This is a genomic window from Aliiglaciecola lipolytica, assembly GCF_018860635.1.
GTDB lineage: Bacteria > Pseudomonadota > Gammaproteobacteria > Enterobacterales > Alteromonadaceae > Aliiglaciecola > Aliiglaciecola lipolytica_A.
The window spans coordinates 1-18,821 of record NZ_JAHKPT010000002.1 but is presented as its reverse complement, the minus strand read 5'-3'; the positions used below and the strand labels follow the sequence as shown (position 1 = coordinate 18,821).

General features: G+C 41.7%; 14 protein-coding genes. 4 read left to right on the top strand and 10 right to left on the bottom strand.

Annotated features, from left to right (window positions below; translation table 11 throughout):
* Positions 1–11: 11 nt before the first annotated feature.
* The 8 genes from KO530_RS00075 to KO530_RS00040 form a co-directional block, all read right to left on the bottom strand.
* Positions 12–1,349 carry a DUF58 domain-containing protein gene (locus tag KO530_RS00075; RefSeq protein WP_216046357.1) on the bottom strand — a complete coding sequence of 446 codons (1,338 nt, stop codon included), beginning with the start codon at positions 1,347–1,349 and terminating at the stop codon, positions 12–14.
* Entirely contained in the window at positions 1,346–2,392 is a 1,047-nt protein-coding gene (locus tag KO530_RS00070; RefSeq protein ID WP_216046356.1) for an AAA family ATPase, read from the bottom strand. Before KO530_RS00070 ends, KO530_RS00075 begins: the two co-directional genes overlap by 4 nt.
* Positions 2,389–3,564: a DUF4350 domain-containing protein gene (locus KO530_RS00065; protein WP_216046355.1), complete on the bottom strand. Its 1,176-nt coding sequence runs from the start codon at positions 3,562–3,564 to the stop codon at positions 2,389–2,391. The genes KO530_RS00070 and KO530_RS00065 overlap by 4 nt, the downstream gene beginning before the upstream one ends.
* Before the next feature lie 10 nt (positions 3,565–3,574).
* Positions 3,575–5,137, bottom strand: a complete 1,563-nt coding sequence (locus KO530_RS00060; RefSeq protein WP_216046354.1) for a hypothetical protein — start codon at positions 5,135–5,137, stop codon at positions 3,575–3,577.
* Positions 5,134–6,120, bottom strand: a complete 987-nt coding sequence (locus KO530_RS00055; RefSeq protein WP_216046353.1) for a stage II sporulation protein M — start codon at positions 6,118–6,120, stop codon at positions 5,134–5,136. The genes KO530_RS00060 and KO530_RS00055 overlap by 4 nt, the downstream gene beginning before the upstream one ends.
* Positions 6,117–6,797: an RDD family protein gene (locus tag KO530_RS00050; protein ID WP_216046352.1), complete on the bottom strand. Its 681-nt coding sequence runs from the start codon at positions 6,795–6,797 to the stop codon at positions 6,117–6,119. Before KO530_RS00050 ends, KO530_RS00055 begins: the two co-directional genes overlap by 4 nt.
* An 18-nt stretch (positions 6,798–6,815) precedes the next feature.
* Complete coding sequence (locus KO530_RS00045; RefSeq protein ID WP_216046351.1) at positions 6,816–7,421, bottom strand: hypothetical protein; 606 nt, start codon at positions 7,419–7,421, stop codon at positions 6,816–6,818.
* Between the two features lie 107 nt (positions 7,422–7,528).
* Positions 7,529–8,647 carry a succinylglutamate desuccinylase/aspartoacylase domain-containing protein gene (locus KO530_RS00040; protein ID WP_216046350.1) on the bottom strand — a complete coding sequence of 373 codons (1,119 nt, stop codon included), beginning with the start codon at positions 8,645–8,647 and terminating at the stop codon, positions 7,529–7,531.
* A gap of 185 nt (positions 8,648–8,832) precedes the next feature.
* Between KO530_RS00040 and KO530_RS00035 the strand changes: the two genes are divergently transcribed.
* From KO530_RS00035 to KO530_RS00025, 3 genes are all read left to right on the top strand, one after another.
* A complete protein-coding gene (locus KO530_RS00035; RefSeq protein WP_216046349.1) occupies positions 8,833–10,299 on the top strand; it encodes an OmpA family protein in 1,467 nt (488 codons plus the stop codon).
* Positions 10,300–10,499: 200 nt separating this feature from the next.
* A complete protein-coding gene (locus tag KO530_RS00030; RefSeq protein WP_216046348.1) occupies positions 10,500–11,930 on the top strand; it encodes a cryptochrome/photolyase family protein in 1,431 nt (476 codons plus the stop codon).
* Positions 11,931–11,952: 22 nt separating this feature from the next.
* A complete protein-coding gene (locus KO530_RS00025; protein ID WP_216046347.1) occupies positions 11,953–13,494 on the top strand; it encodes a cryptochrome/photolyase family protein in 1,542 nt (513 codons plus the stop codon).
* Positions 13,495–13,716: 222 nt separating this feature from the next.
* On the opposite strand, the gene KO530_RS00020 is transcribed toward KO530_RS00025, so the two are convergent.
* Positions 13,717–15,960, bottom strand: a complete 2,244-nt coding sequence (locus KO530_RS00020) for a YgiQ family radical SAM protein (RefSeq protein WP_216046346.1) — start codon at positions 15,958–15,960, stop codon at positions 13,717–13,719.
* Between the two features lie 301 nt (positions 15,961–16,261).
* A complete protein-coding gene (locus tag KO530_RS00015; RefSeq protein ID WP_216046345.1) occupies positions 16,262–16,453 on the bottom strand; it encodes a CPXCG motif-containing cysteine-rich protein in 192 nt (63 codons plus the stop codon).
* Positions 16,454–16,596: 143 nt separating this feature from the next.
* On the opposite strand from KO530_RS00015, the gene KO530_RS00010 reads away from it, so the two are divergent.
* Positions 16,597–18,756 carry an exonuclease domain-containing protein gene (locus KO530_RS00010; protein WP_216046344.1) on the top strand — a complete coding sequence of 720 codons (2,160 nt, stop codon included), beginning with the start codon at positions 16,597–16,599 and terminating at the stop codon, positions 18,754–18,756.
* Positions 18,757–18,821 lie beyond the last annotated feature (65 nt).

Below are 18,821 nucleotides of genomic sequence, written 5' to 3'. Positions count from 1 at the left end.
ACATTTGAACGCTACAGTAAGCCAGCCTTTTTAATACTCAAATAGGTATTTAATACATTTGGAGTGAGGTGAGAAGCTGGCGCATTGATGCAAATTACGCCCTTTTGTTTTAAGCGTTGTACATTACGATCTATGGATTTTTTAATTTTATGGGCTGAGGCATACATAATTGCTTGTTCGAACGTTTCTACTGGCTCGTCGTCAATACGCTTGTAAATAGGCTCTTCGATACTAATTACGGCCACCAAATGCTTAGCTTTAAGTAATTGTACCGCTTTGAGCAAATCTTCAAAATCTTCATCACGAAGACAAGTGACTAGCAAAATTAACGCTCGTTTCGGTTGCTTGACCAACAACTCTTGGGCTGCACTTAAATAATCACTGGCTATTTTTTGCGGATACAGATCATAAAAATGCTGCATGACTTTACTGACATTTTGGGCCCCTCGAACATGACTTAACCAGCGAGACTCACTTCCAAAGCTTTGCAAACTAAGGTTGTCGCCATTTTTCAAAGCGGTGTAAGACAGCATGATCAATGAGTTAAGTGCGTGATCAAAATAGCTCAGATCGTCGTCCTGCACACGCATACGTCGGCCTGAGTCTAACATTATGATGACATGCTGATTTTTTTCTTCCTGATACTCTCTTGAAATGAGTTTGTTAAACCGGCTAGTTGCTCGCCAGTCAATTTGTTTAATACTTTCGCCTTCACGATAGTCACGTAACTGCAGAAAATCCATGCCACTGCCACGTTTATTAAACTTTTTTAAGCCTGCTTGGGTTAAGTTAACGCTACCTTGCAAACCAGCTAAATCTGAAATGGCAGTAAAATTAGGGAATACTTTATGTTCGCTAACGTGTTCAATCCAATACACATAATCCCAAAAGCCAAACTTCGATTCGACTTTAATTTCAGTAGCCGAAATTTGCGAAGGCCCCCTTCGACTTGGCGTAACTTGATAGTCAAACTCTGCGATTTGTCCGGGTTCTAATCGACAACCGTGAAAGTTGTTAGAACAATGCCAGTGCTCAGGGATTATCTCACTGCACTGGAGGCTCAAGGTATAATACCCACGATTAGCCATAGCAATGCTAACCTTTTGTTCCACATGCACGGATAAATTGCTCGGCACTTCTCTTTTAACTGCCACTTGCGGTGGGTGGCGACTGATAATTAAATCGTACCCAGCCAATGCAATAGCAATTAGCGCCAGTCCCATGGGTAAACCAGACAATTGCGTTAAGCCATTAAAATGAATAACAATTGGCAATGCCAAACCCACTATGCACAGCACAGCAAAGCATTTAAGTAATCGCTTTGAAGGAGCTAACCTAATACGTTTCATTGCCTTGGAGAAGCCGCCTGTTGAATTATTTCTGATAGCACTTGCTCTGCCGAAGAACCGGATATTTCCCGCTCTGCAGACAAAATAATACGATGTCGCAAAACAGGTAAGAGCATGGCTTTAATGTGGTCAGGAGTCACAAAGCCTTGACCTTCACATAGGGCTTTCACTTTCGCCGCTTGCACTAGCGCTATACTTGCGCGGATCCCTGCACCATGCACAATCCCATCCCACTCACGGGTTGCACGCACTAAGCCTACCGCATAGTCCACAACCTTATCGTCTATAAGCACCTTACTTACCAAGGCTTTAAGTGATAATGCATCTTGCTTGCTCAGTACACTTTGAATCGAGGCATTGACTATACCTGTTTGATTTTCAGTATTCAGTTTGGTTAAGGTGATTTCATCCTGATGCTCTGGGTAACTCACGAGCACCTTCAACATAAAGCGGTCGAGTTCAGCCTCTGGTAACGGGTAAGTGCCTTCATTGTCGATGGGGTTTTGGGTTGCCAACACCATAAATGGGGTTTCTAGCGGCATACTCTGCCCATCAATGGTGATTTGATATTCCTGCATCACTTCTAATAACGCAGCCTGAGTTTTTGCCGGCGCTCGGTTAATCTCATCTGCCAGTAATAAATGCGTAAAAGCCGGCCCCTTGCGCAACGCGAATTTACCAGTTGCCATGTCTAACATCGAGTGACCTGTTACATCGGCAGGCATCAAATCAGGTGTAAATTGCACCCGTTTATAATCTAAGTCGATGCTCTTTGCCAACGCGCGTATTAACAAGGTTTTGCCTAAACCTGGCACCCCTTCAAGTAACACATGGCCGCCAGCTAAGAAAGCAATAATCACTTGTTCTACAACATCATTTTGACCAATTAACAGGCGCTGAACATTGCTTTTCAGAGCGTTAATTTGCGCACATGCTTTTTCAAGGGTTTGACCATCAATTAACGATTCTACTTGGCCTTCAACACTGTCTTCTTGCACAGGTATCTCGGGCGTTGGATTGGGATCTAATTCAGCGTCATTCATAACATTTTCCTGAGAGTCTGGAGACTCGCTATACTTTGGGTAAATTGGGTTTCATTAACTTGAGCTTGACTAAACATAAGTGTGTTGATGGTTTCGATTGGCCAATGACTTATCTGTGACAATTGTTCAAGCATTTGTTGTCTGTCTGCACTCTTAGTGGCGGGGCGCTTTTTGTGTAAAGCGACAATAATAGAATGACGAATTTCGTCGATTAATTCCCGCTGCTGTTTTTGCCGCCAATAAAACTCACCAGCGGCTTTAATATGCAATGAAAAAGGCGTGTAATTATGTTCATCGATACGCAAAATAGGACCAAAACGCATCGCCCAGTGCCACATACTCAGGGCAAGCAATACGCTACCGAACCAGATAAAATAAGGCGCAAAATCGTACAATAAACTAAACCAATGAGGCAGTTCCTGGGTCGAAAAAACGTACACTTTCGATGAGTTGCCCACTAATTGATCTAATAGCTCCACATTATCTTCGTAAGCTATTTGATAATTATTCCAAATATAAACATCGGTTAACATAGTAACCAATCCATCGCCCATCTCCATTTGCGCAAATGTGGGCCCGTATAAATCCCCTGCAGTATAAAAAACACTTGGATCTGCAGGTAAAACTAAACGATAACGGTTTTCTAAATTAACCATTAGGGGCTGGTCATCTGGGTTGATTATTTCAGTTGGAGTAAACACGTTCTCGGTGTCTTCTGGCAACCAATTAACAGCGAGGTTTAATTCTTGAATAAGTGCATTGGCGCGAAAAACATCAGCGTCTTGGCTAGCATTAAGGGCCATAATCAGGTGACCACCAGATTTTACCCAGTCAATCAGTTGCTTCGCTATAGCCTTAGATAACGCAATTTCGCCTTCGGATAAAACGATGGTGTCGTCTGTGGTGGGAAAAATGGCAGATTCATTGTTGGCATACAACAAACGGTAATCTTCCAGTAATTGTACTTCAGTACCTTCCGCCTCAAGGAACAATTTAGCCGCTAAAAACGGTTGTTCGCGGGCTTCGTCATTAAAACCTATGTCGGTTACTTTTTCATAAGACTCAAATCCATTATACAAAAACACGCCAGCAACCAATATTATCAGCGCCATTAATACCCGTACTGTCCAGGTTTGCTTTGCTTCCACAGGCTGTAAATTTGAGGTACTCATGTTGCGTTTCTCATCTTCCAACCTCTGCATCTGCAAACAGGGTTTTCCACTGTTCACATAACAGTTGCATAGTTGTTTTTTCTGGCCATTTATGTGCCCAGGCTAAGTGCACCCAAGTGTCGACTAGGCGTTGCATAAACTCACTTCGTTCACCGACAACCGAGGTTTTAATCACTTCAAGGCATTCCCGTTCGGTCATTGATTTGGTCAAAGGTAGAGCCTGCTCTTTACTGATTTCCAGTAAGCTGGTTATCAACATTAATGACATCAATTTGCGATAGGCTTTAGCGTCGAACAGTAAATCTATTTCTGACACGACATCATCAGGCATGGCATCGCCTTGATAAGCCTGACTAAACAAAGGCATTTCTAATTCATCTGTTGCGGGTTGCTTAGGCGATTGATTAAAAAAACCTTTAATATTGTCTTTTGACAGATAAACCAACAATAACAAGGTAACGCCAAACGCCAGCCACATTAGTACTTCAGAAAAATTTGCAAAAAACATCAAGCCATTGACTAACCAAGACGGTAAATCAGAGCTTGTTTTCTCACTGTCACTTTCAGCTTCGTCGTCTGACCCCCAGCCCACCCAGCGATAATCAGTTTCAGTTTGCTGACCATTGAAAGGCGGCACATCAAGTATTGCTTGAATCTTTGCTTCACTTTCAAACTCAATATTTTGTTGGTTTGCGGGATCTGTATCTTTAAGCTCTGAATATTGATTATCTTCAAACTGCGGTAATTCAATTTTTGCTGAGCTATCTTCTGCCCAACTTTCAGATACCGGTGAAAAACATAACATCACTGCTAAAATGCAACTTGCCACCGCCCCTAATGCTGGTTTGGTAACTTTATTAATGGCTCGTTTGAAGCCAATTTCTATGTCCCACGCTTCTAAGATAACTCGCCGGTTTAGATAGGCTGCGAAACTACCTGCAATATAAATAGGCGCAATAAGTAAATAAGCGAGGTAAGTAAATAGGTTAAATGTCAGTTCGGTACCCCAATTATCGCTCGTGATCACCAGCCAATAATCAAACTCCACTCCCGCCGGCACCACATAACTAATAAGGGCCACTAAACCAAAGATAATGATCAGCTCCCAGCCGAGACAGATAAATGTCCACCAAGCGGTATTATCATCAATCGTTCGATGCAAGATAGATAAACGCTTGCTGCGAGCAACACCATCTAGACCTTCTAATTGTTGAATGGCTAAATCAAACCCGCGAGTAGGTGATAACCGACGCCAGGTAATACTAGCAAACCATTGTTTTTTCAATAATCGAGGCCAAGCTCTAATCGCATCTTTAGCGGTGACCGTCTCGCCAAACACCTGACGACTCAAGATATGCAGCAAACCTCTTTCATACAGAGGCTTCAACCACCAAAAAGCGACTACACCCCAAACAATATCAATGGCACAGGCCAATACAAATATGGGTAAGGTAACCACCAGCCAAAAACTGATTAATGATCGATACCAACGCAAGGCCATGCGGCAACCTAAATCAAAGGACCGCCAACTATTACGAGGACGAATTTCCAACGTTAGGTTATCAATATTCACGACGATTTCTCGCCAGAACGAGGGTTTCTAGGAAAAATGTAGAGCAAAATCCACAGCCAACAGGCGCTGCCCACTGCATATTTCACTGCATTGGGAAGTAGTGTGCTACTCGACCAAAAAGCTTCAATGAACGCAGCAACCACCAACATTAAAAATGCGCCAAAAATAATCGGAAATGTAATTTTACCGGCCTGTTTCAAAGCCGCCGTGCGTGACAATTGCCCCGGTCGAATAATATGCATTCCTACTACGCCCCCAGCAGCCGCAGACAACACAATGGCCGTTAATTCAAATGAACCATGGGTAATAACAAAAGAAAAAAATGTACTAGAAAATCCGACATTCACGATATGAGCACTCACCGCACCAAAAAATATAGCGTTAAACAGTAAGTAATAGAGTGTTCCAAACCCCAATAAAAAACCTCCCACAAAACACTGAAATGCAATGGATATATTATTTTTTATATAGAATCCAAACATTAGAAAATCGCTATCAGAATCTCTTTCGTTTCGATAGTTTCCGGTGGTTTCATCGATGCGGGATGCCGGATCGTACATTTGTTCTAATTGGGTAACTTGCGAATTGGGCATTACATTTCGCACAAATTCTGGTTCTATCATAGTGACCGAAAAGGTAATTAGGGCTAAACCATAAAATAATATATGTGCCCAAATCACATAGCGGCGAATAAGCAATAACTGAGCGGGAAAATCGTACTTAACAAATTGCCAAAATGGTGCCCAAACCCGGTTACTCGGTTTGTACAAACACTGCTGCCCCTGTAGCAAAAGATCGTTTAAGCGGGAAATTAACGCTGGGCTATAAAGGCGACTTTTTGCCACGGCCAAGTCATGAGTTAACTGCCGAAATGCATGGGGAAGATCAATATCGTATTCATGCAGTTTATTGGGATCTTTTATCGCTTCAGCAAAATCTGACCATTGTTTTTGACGTGATTGAATAAAATCATGCTGCTTCATGCTTTACCCACCAAATTAGCCGCAATAGACTTAAGTTGGCTAACGGCTTCAGGACCTTGCACATTGAGAATGGGTGATAAAATATTGGCTAATTCTTGCTGCCGCTGAGCACTTAAGGTTTTACTGCGCTCAGCAAACGCTATAATCGATTTCTGCATTTCTGGATCTAGCTGTAGCTCTACATTTTTTTGCTTTTCAAAGTTAAAATAACTCATTCTAAGTGGTGCTTCGTTATACACCACCATAGTGCCGCCAATATAATCCCCTACCCGTTTATTGTGCTTAGAAAGTAGTAGGCAAATTCCCCCTAGCAGATAAAACGAAGGCAAAAAATCAACCGCTCTAAATAAGTTTCGAATTAATGAACCGGCAAGGGTAACTGGCAAACCATTGTCATAAACGACGGTTAAGCCAAAGGATTTTTTACCTGGTGTTTGACCTTTTGTTATTTCAAATATCACTGGGTAAAACCATTCCACCAAAAAAGCCGCTATGAGCATTAACCCTATTCCCATATTACCCGCAAAAGACAAAGCTATACCAGCTGCGAGCATAATGACTAAACGGATAAGTAAATCATAAATAAAGGATAAAGTGCGCACGCCAATACCTGCTGGCGTGAGCTGGATATCAATGCCTTCTGGGGTTTCTAAATTTATTTGATTATCTATTTTCAACCGTATAACTCTTGTTTACTACCCAATAAAAGATATAAATATACCCATAAATACAAAACCCCAATAAATTAAGCCGAGTAAGATAAATATCCAATTGGTTAACGTCAGTGCAGCGTTCTGTGCGCCTTGGGGATCATCACAAACCTGATTTATACGATCTTGGACGTACCAAATAGGTAACAATATCAGCGCGATCGTTGCCAGAAAAAATACTACATATAAGGCGAGTTGATCAACGCTCGGTTCCCAGCGATTAGTTAAAGCAGAAACTATAATGGTGATTACATAAAAAGTTGCCATTAAGCCTGATGCCCTGCACGCAATACCTTTAGACTGCAAGGCATCGTTAACTTGCGCAAACAACGAATGGGTAAAGAATATGTTAAAAATAGCCCTGACAATAGGAGTGCAATCAAAATCGGCATTGTCTTTTTGCAATTTCCAATTACGGTAAAACCAATAAATGAGATAAAGATTAAGTGTACAAAAAGATAAGATAATTAATTTAGTGCGGGAAACCACAAAAAAGGCGTTTTTGTCGATTAAATCATGCTGCTCTAAGTTACCCAAATCGGCAGCCGGAGCGTTATACACACTCTCATTATTATTATAATTTGTCGACATGAACTTCCTTGTACTAACGGCATAACAAACTGAGCACAGACTCGCCTTCGTTTGAGTATGCCATAAACATACTCGATATCCAGCATTTTAATGGGTCTAATTAGACCTTAGGTTAACTGGAAATAATTGGTGAAACATTTATACAATTGTGTACCGCTCAACACCGAAGCGGATGGAAAATGCAAAATCGGAATTAAGTCACATGGTGCACAAATCGTTTCTGTACCCCGTTCATTTTCTAGTTCATCGACATTAAGTACCTTAGCTAGGGGCTCACCCTTTTTGATTTCCATACCGGGTTTTGCTAAATAATCGACTATTCCACCTTGGTGGGTATAAAGGATTTTGTAATTGTTTAGTGTGACTGCCACTCGCTGCATGTCTTTTGGGGTGTATTGGGCATCCACTAGACAGCCTTTGGCATTCAAGTAAGACAGAATACTTTGTGCATCGTACAATCCTTCATCGAAACTAATCACTTCTTGAGAACCCATCTCTAAGGTAAAGGCTTCAACTTCGAACTGGATTGGATTAGCTCTTTTTTCAGTTAATAAGTCTTGTAAACTCCACCAATGGCAAAACGTCGCTTCATCTAAAGCACCAGCAAATTTATTGGGAATCAAAATAACATGAGGAATATTAAACAAAGACGCTGACGCTTTTGCATATTCAGGCACATAGATATGCCTTGTAGAGACAGGCCCATTGTGCAAATCAATCACAATATCGGCATCAAAAGCTAATTGTTGTAATTTTAAGTTAAGCTGTTGCGCAAGCCCTAATCCCCAAGTATCCGTTAACTTATCATCAATTTTCTGTTTGATAGCCTGACGAAAACGGGATTTAATCGATTGCAGCGGTTCATCATTGGCTACCGTATCGACAAATTCAGTCACCAAGTTTTGATCATAATAATAACCCCGATTCCAATTTGTACCATTGATGGGATCAAATCGGCCCAAGGTATACTCACCAGCTTTGATGTTGGTGCCCACCGGATTACAATTTGGTACTAGGGTAATTTCACCACATATATCCAGATTTTTAAGCATCTGAATTAAATGATAAATTACTACATTCCCCTGCACCTCAGCGCCATGAATCGAGCTTTGTAGGTACACCTTGGGACCTGGTTTACTGCCTTTAAAACGATACAAAGGCACGTTCATATTCCGCCCAGACGCGTTTTGCGCAACCACGAGATATTCTTTGGAAAACTGATTCATCTAACGACTCTTAAAAACTTAACTACAATTAAAGAATACGATAATTGAATGCTAACCGTTGTACAAACTTTTACGTTTGCGTGTTAGTGAAACCGGTCAATTCCAGCCTACAACTGGTGACTTTTTTAATAAAGCCACTCGTACACACAAAAAAGACAAAATTAACTCCAATTAGGGGAATAAACATGAAAAGAAAATTAATTGCTGGGGCGATATGTGTTGCCCTGCTATCAGGCTGTGCATCGAAAGTTCACTTATCTGAAACGGAAATAATGCAACAATTTCCAGTGCTTGAAAAAGCCACAGAGTTGCTAGAGCAGGCCAATATAAATGATTTGGCGTTTTACTCTCCTGAACAAATGAAAGAGGCTCAACGAGCTTATGACAGTGCATTAAGACAAGCTGAATCTGGAAACAATACCGCTAATGCGTCCGCCAAAGAAGTCGTTGATAGAATAAACGCTGCGAAGACACACTCGAGCAAAGCAAAATACGTTTTTGAAGAAGTGTTTGTGGCCAGAAATAAAGCCCTTGGAGTCAGCGCTGATACATTGGTGCCAGATAATTTCAATAGTTCTGAAAAGCAATTTAAAAAAATGCTTACGTGGTTTGAAGTAGGTGAAGAAGACCGCGCAAAGCGAGACATCAATGAACTAAAGAATCAATATTTAGCGACCGAACTAGCAGCTCTTAAAACCAATATGCTTAGTGTCGCTCAACGCGCGATTGAGAATGCTGAAAAGCAGAACTTGGACGATGTAACGCCTATCCTTATCTCTCAAGCTAAAGATGAATATCAGCTAGCATTAAGTACTTTGGAAGCGGATAGAGCAAATACTCAAAAAGCCAATGTGCATTCTAACAAAGCGATTTGGCTGGTCGAGCGGGCCAAGGGTGTTGCCGAGATCAATCAATATTTTAAAAATGCGGATTTCAGTGAAGAACAAAAAGTGCTTTGGTACCAAGATCAATTACAAACCGCAATGTCTCCATTTTCAGGTGATTTAGCATTCAATCAGACCAACAAAGAGGTCATTGCTGATGTACAGCGAACTGTTAGTTCAAAATTAGCCGAAAACCAGATGAATAGCCAACGTATTGAAGAACTTAATACCCAGTTAATGACCTTGCAAACATCTTCGAAAGATAGAGAATCACAAATAACCCGAGACAAAGACGAAGCTCTTTTATCCGCGCAACTTCAGTTGGAAAATGAGCAACAAGCTAAACGCGAAGACAGTGCAAGATTTGCAGGCGTGCAATCTTTATTTAATCAGGAAGAAGCGACGGTTTATCGTCAGTTAGATAATGTATTAATTCGTGCTCACGGGTTTTCATTTAAGACTGGAAGTAGTGAAATTGAATCATCTAACTTTGCGTTGTTGAACAAAATTATTGATGCGGTGAGACGTTTCCCTGCCTCAAATATTTTGGTAACCGGTCATACCGACGCTACCGGCAGCGCTGAATTAAACTTAGATTTATCTAAAAACAGAGCAAAGACCGTGGCTGACTTTATGACTAAAGTGGGCAATATTGACGATAGTCGTATTGAATCCCAAGGATTTGGTAAAGAAAAACCTGTCGCCAGCAATGAAACACCGGAAGGTCGAGCTCAGAATAGACGAGTAGAAATCCTGATCATCAATTAACTAAAGTTGGGGGGATGTAAAACATCTGCCCCAAAAGTAGTTGCTATCACCAAATGAGCTTTGAGCAAAAGCTAGTTAGAAGTAATGTTTTTTTGAGATTCAGCCTTTAGAAAACATAATTTCATAACTGTGAGATCCATATACATTAACATGGGGTATTAACCTATTATTGTTTAAATTGATTATTAAGGATCAAGGCATTGAGCACCCCCATTAGCATCATGTGGTTTCGGCAAGACCTTCGCCTGCGGGATAACCCTGCACTGCTCGAGGCTTGTAACAACGGCGATGTTATCCCCGTTTATATTTATGATAATTGCAATGCCGAAAGTTTCACACCAGGCGCAGCCAGTAAATGGTGGCTGCATCACTCGCTACACAGCTTGAACAAATCACTAGACGGTAAGCTGCATATCGCTAGCGGCAATCCCATTGATGTATTACAAAAGATTATTCAACAAACTGGGGCGACTCAAGTTGTCTGGAATCGCTGCTATGAACCCTGGCAGATACATCGCGATAAAGCAGTAAAACAGCAGTTGCAAGAAGATGGCGTGCAGGTAAATAGTTTTAATGGCTCTTTATTATGGGAACCTTGGACAATCATGAACCAGAGTGGTTCGCCTTACAAAGTGTTCACTCCTTTTTACCGCAAAGGATGTTTAAAAGCGCCTTCTCCTCGTTCCGTTGAGGCAGCCCCAAAACAAGCTAATTTTATTTATCAAAATAAGCTGGATCAAGGAATAGATAGCCTTGAGTTGTTGCCGGAAATTAGCTGGTACAAACAGATGCAACACCAGTGGCAGCCTGGCGAAGAGGGAGCCGGTGTTTCACTGAGTGAGTTTTTAAATGAGCCAATAAATGATTACAAACAAGCCCGTGACGTACCCAGCCTTAATGGCACATCTCATCTTTCACCGCATTTACATTTTGGAGAGATATCTCCAAACCAAATATGGTATGCCACCTTACATAAATTTAACGGCAGCATGGAAGACCCGCACATGGATTGTTTTTTAAGTGAAATTGGCTGGCGTGAATTTAGTTATTACTTGTTATATCACTTTCCGACCTTACCCAGTGAAAATTACAATGCCAAATTCAATCAATATCAGTGGCGTGGTCGCAATAATGACTTGCAAGCGTGGCAACAAGGTCAGACAGGCGTGCCCATTGTTGATGCGGGTATGCGTGAACTGTGGCAGACCGGTTACATGCACAACCGTGTGCGCATGATCGTTGGCTCCTACCTAGTGAAAAATTTACGGACCCATTGGCATCATGGCGAGAGTTGGTTTTGGGACTGTTTATTAGATGCTGATTTGGCCGCCAATAGTGCAAGTTGGCAATGGATAGCAGGTTCTGGTGCCGATGCATCGCCATTTTTTAGGATTTTCAACCCTGTTACGCAAGGTGAAAAATTTGATAGTGAAGGTGAATACGTACGTCATTACTGCCCTGAGTTAAAACACCTTCCCAACAAGTACATCCATAAACCATGGGACGCACCTAAAGAAGTCTTAGCAACAGCAGGAATCCGTCTTGGTGATGAATACCCTCACCCATTGGTGGATTTAAAAGAGTCGCGCCAACAAGCTTTAGATGCCTATGAAGCGGTTAAAAACGCCTAAATGACAGGATGAAATGAAAGCCATGGCAAACACCTTAAGATTAATTCTCGCCGATCAGCTAAGTATGTCGGTAGCAAGCCTGCGAGATTGTGACAAAAACAGTGATTTAATTTTGATGGCGGAAGTAAAAACAGAAGCCAGCTATGTAAAACATCACAAAAAGAAAATCGCATTTTTATTTTCTGCCATGCGTCACTTTGCCAAAGAATTAACGGACTCAGGGTATCAAGTCCGTTATATAAAATATGAAGATGTTGATAACCAAGGCAGCCTTTTTAAGGAAGTGGAGCGGACCTGTCAAAACCTAGAGATAGATAAAGTCGCGCTGACATTTCCCGGCGAGTACCGTGTACTTAAAGATTTTCAAAGTTGGCAACAAAAGCTAGGTATTCCCGTGGAGATCTTGGACGATGACCGCTTTTTAAGTCATATAGATGATTTTGCTGATTGGGCAAAAGATAAAAAACAACTGCGAATGGAGTTTTTTTATCGACAAATCCGTCAGTCAAGTATGACCTTGATGGAAGCTGATCAACCCAGCGGGGGTAAATGGAATTATGACAGCGCTAACCGCAATGCTATGGATAAAGATGTCGAGGTTCCTGCGCACACTCAGTTTGACCCCGATCACATCACTCAAGATGTATTGAAACTGGTTGAGTCTGAATTTGCTGAGCATTTTGGCAATTTGGACAATTTTCACTTTGCCACCACACGTCAGCAAGCCTTAGTGGTGTTGAAAGATTTTGTCAGCCAAAGGTTACTAAACTTTGGCCAATACCAAGATGCCATGGTGCAAGGTAAACCTTGGCTTTTTCATTCCCATATCAGCTTTTATTTGAACTGTGGATTACTGCTGCCCAAAGAGGTCGTTGAGCTTGCTGAGAATGCATATCGTAATGGCGAAGCCCCGCTTAATTCCGTCGAAGGTTTTATTCGTCAGGTTATTGGCTGGCGAGAATATGTCAGAGGTATTTATTGGCTAAAAATGCCCGATTATAAAAAGCAAAATGCGTTGCATGCACAGCGAAAATTACCAGGTTTTTTCTGGAATGCAGAAACCGATATGAATTGTTTGCAGCAATGCATCAGCGAAACACGAGACAACGCCTATGCCCATCATATTCAACGTTTAATGGTATTGGGTAACTTTTTGTTATTGGCTGGGGTGCACCCTGATGATGTCAATGAGTGGTATTTGATTGTGTATGCCGATGCCTATGAATGGGTGGAAATGCCCAATGTTAGCGGCATGATTTTATATGCTGATGGTGGACTACTCGCGAGTAAACCCTATGCTGCAAGCGGAAGTTATATCAATAAAATGTCGAATTACTGCCAACATTGCCATTACAACGTCAAACTGAAAACTGGTGCCCAGGCCTGTCCATTCAATTATCTTTATTGGGATTTTTTAGATCGCAATCGAGAAAAGCTCGCCACAAACCCAAGGTTAGGCATGCCATACGCCACGCTAAATAAGATGAAAGATGACAAAATAAGACATATTCGCCAAGACAGCGATATATTTTTTAAGGCATTAGATAACAATGAACGTGTGTAGTTGTGGCTTAGCCTCGGGAAAAATCCCGTGCTACACCTTGTTGGCGATGCGTTAACACCGCGTTAGTTTCGATGTATCAAACAGCCACGGGATAAATCCCGTGCTACATATTGTAGGTGGATGAGTTAGCCCCGCGTTAGCCTCGATGTATCAAACAGCCACGGGATAAATCCCGTGCTACACCCTGTAGGCGGGTGCTTTAGCACCGCGTTGGGGACTAAATTAACGTTTTTTGTTGGACTTGCCCGCCGCCTTGTTGTGGGGCTGGTTATCACTGAATCGTGTCAATCCTTGCTGAGCCTTAGCATTTCCTTTGCCTTTGGCATATGCCTTGTTTCGAGACCGTTTTGCATATGCATTGTGCGCCTTACCACTTAGTTCCTCTTTGCTTTCTAGAGGCACTAGATGCTTGGGTCCGTTGCCAATCAAATGCGCTTTACCCATTTCTTTCAATGCTTTGCGGATCACTGGCCAGTTTGCTGGATCGTGATAACGCAAAAAAGCACGATGCAAACGGCGGTGTATCTCACCTTTGGGCACTGTAACTTGCTCACTTTTGTGATTGACTTTATGAATCGGATTTTTACCCGTGTGATACATGGTAGTGGCGTTGGCCATCGGTGATGGATAGAAATTTTGCACCTGATCCAACTTAAAATTGTGCTCTTTTAACCACATGGCCAAACTCACCATATCCATATCTTCTGTGCCAGGATGGGCAGAAATGAAATATGGAATAAGATACTGAATTTTACCTGCTTCTTTGGTGTATTTGTCGAACATTTCTTTAAAACGCTCATAAGTACCCATACCAGGCTTCATCATCTTATCCAATGGCGCTTTTTCAGTATGTTCTGGAGCTATTTTTAAGTAGCCGCCCACATGATGGGTGACTAATTCACGAACATAATTAGGATCTTCAATGGCCAAGTCATATCGTACACCTGAAGCAATCAATACCTTCTTAACACCTTCCACTTTACGAGCTTTTTTGTAAAGCTCAACGGTAGGTGTTTGATCGGTGTCCAAATGTCCACAAATATCCGGCCAGACGCATGAAAGACGGCGACATGTTTGTTCCGCCTTTGCGCTCTTACATCGCAATTTATACATATTCGCAGTCGGACCGCCTAGATCAGAGATCACGCCGGTAAAACCGGGAACTTTGTCGCGAATTTGTTCAATTTCACGGATAATTGACTCTTCTGAGCGACTTTGAATAACCCGGCCTTCATGCTCTGTAATCGAACAGAAAGTGCAACCACCAAAACAACCCCGCATGATATTCACCGACGTTTTAATCATATCGTAAGCAGGAATTTTAGCTTTCCCATAACTAGGATGAGGTACGCGAGCATAGGGTAAATCAAACACCGCATCCATCTCTTCAGTTTCCAATGGAAAAGCAGGCGGGTTAATCCAAATAATGCGATCACCGTGGCGCTGGGCCAGTGCACGAGCACAACCTGGATTGGTTTCTTGATGCAAGATCCGTGATGTATGGGCGTAATGTGTTTTCTCTGCACGTACCACATCATAGGGAGGTAGCATGACGTACGTCTTCTCCCAAGGCTTTCTGCGCTGAGATTTAGAAGTAAATGGCTGAACTACGATCGGTTTCGCTTTTTGCGCGTCATCGATAACTTTGTTTTGTTCATCTTCAGCTGCCGCACACTTATCTTCAATGTATTCATAGGGGCTGGGAATAGGATCAATTTTTCCAATTACATCAACGTGTGTAGAATCCACACCTTGCCATTCAGGTAATGGCTCTTTGCGAATTACTGCAGTACCACGGACATCTTGCATGTCAGCAATAGTCTCACCTGCGGCGAATCGATGGGCGATTTCCAGTAACGGACGTTCTGCGTTACCAAACATCAACATATCTGCTTTTGAGTCAAATAAAACAGAGCGTTTTACTTTGTCTGACCAATAATCGTAGTGGGCAATTCGTCTTAAACTGGCTTCAATACCACCAATGATGACTGGTTTTTTGTAGGCTTCTTTACAGCGTTGAGTATAAACGGTAACGGCTCGGTCAGGGCGCTTTCCACCTTCATTATTGGGGGTATAAGCGTCATCGTGGCGTAATTTTCGATCCGCTGTATAGCGGTTGATCATAGAATCCATATTGCCAGCGGTTACCCCAAAAAATAAATTGGGTTCACCTAACTGCATAAAATCTTTTTTGCTGGTCCAGTCTGGTTGCGAAATAATTCCAACTCTAAAGCCCTGAGCTTCGAGTACACGACCGATTACAGCCATTCCAAAACTAGGATGATCTACGTAAGCATCTCCGGTCACAATAATAATGTCACAGCTATCCCAGCCTAACTGATCCATTTCCTTTCGAGACATTGGCAAAAATGGAGCGGGGCCAAAACATTCAGCCCAATATTTAGGATAGGAAAATAGCCCTCTTTCAGATTTCATTCGCTGAACAGGCTGTCGCATAACAGTCATGTATTGTACCAAGAAGTTAAGGGTTCAAAATTTCGCGGAGTATACCAGAAAAAGCCTTTGGACAAGAATAATATCGCGATAAAGGACGCATCCTTCTACAGCTAAGTGTCAAGTAATCTGCTCACTCTTTGTACATTTGTGTGTTGGCAGCAGATTGCTCGACATGGAAGTTCTCTGCTGTTCAGGCTACTCGTTGATTATCCTGACTTCTTTTTCTTGCCTCCTGCGCTCTTCACTCTTGATCGGGTTTACTCTTTACTCGCCATTCCGCTTGCTCTCTACTCGTCATCCCGCTTGCTCTTTACTCGTCATCCCGCTTTGCAATCACCTCAATGCCGAAACCATTATCAATTACTTGTAATTCAATGGGTTGGCAACATATTTGGCAATCTACTATTTGCTGCTGATTGATGTCGTTGGCTTCATCTATCTCCAGATCGTTGTAAGTCATACAATATGGACACTCAAATTTACTTGCTACTGTGAGGCTCATGGCTACTCCTTGAGTTGTAAAAGATTAATTTGTTTACGTAAAAGGCGTCGAAAAAGTTTGAAAAACAAACCAATACTGACTGGATATACAGTAGTTTTTAAAATACACTGGCTTTGTGTCCCAGCAAAATTTTTAATCTATTGATGAAAGAACTCCCCAGTAAATACTATTTAACTCATTTTCATGAATTTCTCGCGTTTGTTTCCGGACCCTGTGCACATTTACTCTCTATTGAAGATAGTGCTTTTATCGGTAAATTTCATACTCTTTGTGAAGATGCACAATGTTTGTATGTCCGTGGATTAAATAGAAAATCTCCAATAATCAGACGTAACTCATTGTTTTATGATGAGATTAACGATCACCAATTGCATCTAGAGAGGCTTATAACAGAAGGCTTTTACACTGAAGTAAAAAAAGAGCATCTTGCTGAATTAACTCATAATCTAACCAAACCAGAATTGGCCCAAGTGCTGCGTAATGCGAATGTCAGTTTTAAAAGCTCCCAAAGTAAAGCTGATTATTTACAATTAGTGAATGAGTTTTGTCAATTTGAAGACTTCTGCGCCTTTCTAGATCCCACTGTTGTGTTGCACCGAGGGCAAGATCAGCACATAAACTATTTTTTATTCTTATTTTTTGGTGATCTGAACAGTAACTTATCCAAGTTTTCAATGCGCGATCTGGGGATTATGCCAACTCAACGAGGGGTCAGTACTGACAATGCGCGATTCGATTTCATTGACGAAGCTAAGAGTGCATTTTTTTATGCTCATCAACGGCGTGAAGTCATGTCTTTATTACCAGAGCAACAAATTGCACTTGCCCAACAGTTCCCATCATTTCCAACTCCACAAGGTACCTTAGCCAATGAACATTGTGACCGTTTTCTATTAAGATTAGGCAAAGCCATACTCCCCCACGACCAGTCTCTTGGCATAAAATTATTAGCCGCATCTTCGGAGCCTTTAGCACAAGAAAAAGTGATCCGTGAAAAGTACAAGTTAGGTGAAAAAGAGTGGGTGAAAAACCGTTTAGAAATGATTATTGAGGAACCAGATTCTGAAGTACTATTATCGTTTGCCGAAGACTTTTTGGCCCGTAAATTTCAGCAAAAACGCACCAGTACGCTCACCGACATGTTACGAGAACAATCAACAACAGTACTTATTGATGAAATGTACATGGATTCGGTGGAACATGGCGTAAAATTGTTTTATCAGAAACAAAAAAAACAGGCCTTTCGCACTGAAAACCGATTGTGGCGAGCATTGTTCGGTTTAGTTTTTTGGCATGAACTTTTTGAAATGGATAGCAATGCGTTAGTCACTGAATTCGATTACAAACCCCAGGCTATCAATCAAAACAACTTTTATAATCTGTACGAACAAGATATTGAAACTCGCCTATACCGAATGACCAGTGCGCAAATCACATTCAAACAAGTATCTAAAGTTATGCTTGAAAAGTACGGTCGCCCCAATGGAATTTTTCGTTGGCACAAATCCTTACTCGAAGTTTTAGCGGTATTTTTTGATCATGTTGACAATGAAGGTCTCAAAGAGCATTTGAGAATGATGGCAAAGGACTTTAAAAACTACGCTGACGGTTATCCGGATATCATGGTAGTCGATAACACCGGACTGAGATTTGAAGAAATAAAAGCCCCTGGAGACCAATTGCGTAAAAACCAATTGTTAACCATAAAGCTACTAAGAAAATCAGGCTTTAAGGTCGCAGTCACTCAAGTTGAATGGTTTTTAGATCCCTTACAACCCTATGCAGTCGTCGATATCGAAACCACAGGTGGTCGTGCAAATCAACATCGTATAACCGAAATAGGTATCGCCAAGGTTGTAAACGGGAAAGTGATCGATACGTGGCAAACGCTAATCAATCCTCAACGGCACATTCCGCAAAAAATCACACAATTAACGGGTATTGATGATGAAATGGTGAGTGATGCTCCCTTATTTGTGGAAATCGCTGAAAGCTTACGAAGTTACTTATCTGATTGTGTTTTTGTCGCTCACAATGTCAATTTTGATTATGGTTTTATCCGCGCCGAATTTGAACGTCTTGAACAAAGTTTTCGCATGCCCAAGTTATGTACGGTACGAGAAATGCGCAAAGCGATTCCAGGCCTTCCGTCTTATTCATTAGCCAACTTAACCCGGCATTTTGGTATTGATATGACTCGACATCACAGAGCCTTATCAGATGCTCAAGCAGCCGCAGAGTTGTTATTTATTATCAACGAAGTGCGTCATGAAAAAGCCAATGGGAGTCGTTTGCGGGGCTAAAGCACCCGCCTACAAGATATATGTTCCCCTCTCCCCTTGTAGCATGGGCTTTAGCCTGAAGAATC

Bases quoted from the DNA above. Each gene is read 5' to 3' on its own strand.
- KO530_RS00035 (WP_216046349.1), top strand. From the start codon at position 8,833: ATGAAAAGAAAATTAATTGCTGGGGCGATATGTGTTGCCCTGCTATCA.
- KO530_RS00025 (WP_216046347.1), top strand. From the start codon at position 11,953: ATGGCAAACACCTTAAGATTAATTCTCGCCGATCAGCTAAGTATGTCG.
- KO530_RS00045 (WP_216046351.1), bottom strand. From the start codon at position 7,421: ATGTCGACAAATTATAATAATAATGAGAGTGTGTATAACGCTCCGGCT.
- KO530_RS00070 (WP_216046356.1), bottom strand. From the start codon at position 2,392: ATGAATGACGCTGAATTAGATCCCAATCCAACGCCCGAGATACCTGTG.
- KO530_RS00075 (WP_216046357.1), bottom strand. From the start codon at position 1,349: ATGAAACGTATTAGGTTAGCTCCTTCAAAGCGATTACTTAAATGCTTT.
- KO530_RS00015 (WP_216046345.1), bottom strand. From the start codon at position 16,453: ATGAGCCTCACAGTAGCAAGTAAATTTGAGTGTCCATATTGTATGACT.
- KO530_RS00040 (WP_216046350.1), bottom strand. From the start codon at position 8,647: ATGAATCAGTTTTCCAAAGAATATCTCGTGGTTGCGCAAAACGCGTCT.
- KO530_RS00010 (WP_216046344.1), top strand. From the start codon at position 16,597: ATGAAAGAACTCCCCAGTAAATACTATTTAACTCATTTTCATGAATTT.
- KO530_RS00065 (WP_216046355.1), bottom strand. From the start codon at position 3,564: ATGAGTACCTCAAATTTACAGCCTGTGGAAGCAAAGCAAACCTGGACA.
- KO530_RS00020 (WP_216046346.1), bottom strand. From the start codon at position 15,960: ATGACTGTTATGCGACAGCCTGTTCAGCGAATGAAATCTGAAAGAGGG.
- KO530_RS00055 (WP_216046353.1), bottom strand. From the start codon at position 6,120: ATGAAGCAGCATGATTTTATTCAATCACGTCAAAAACAATGGTCAGAT.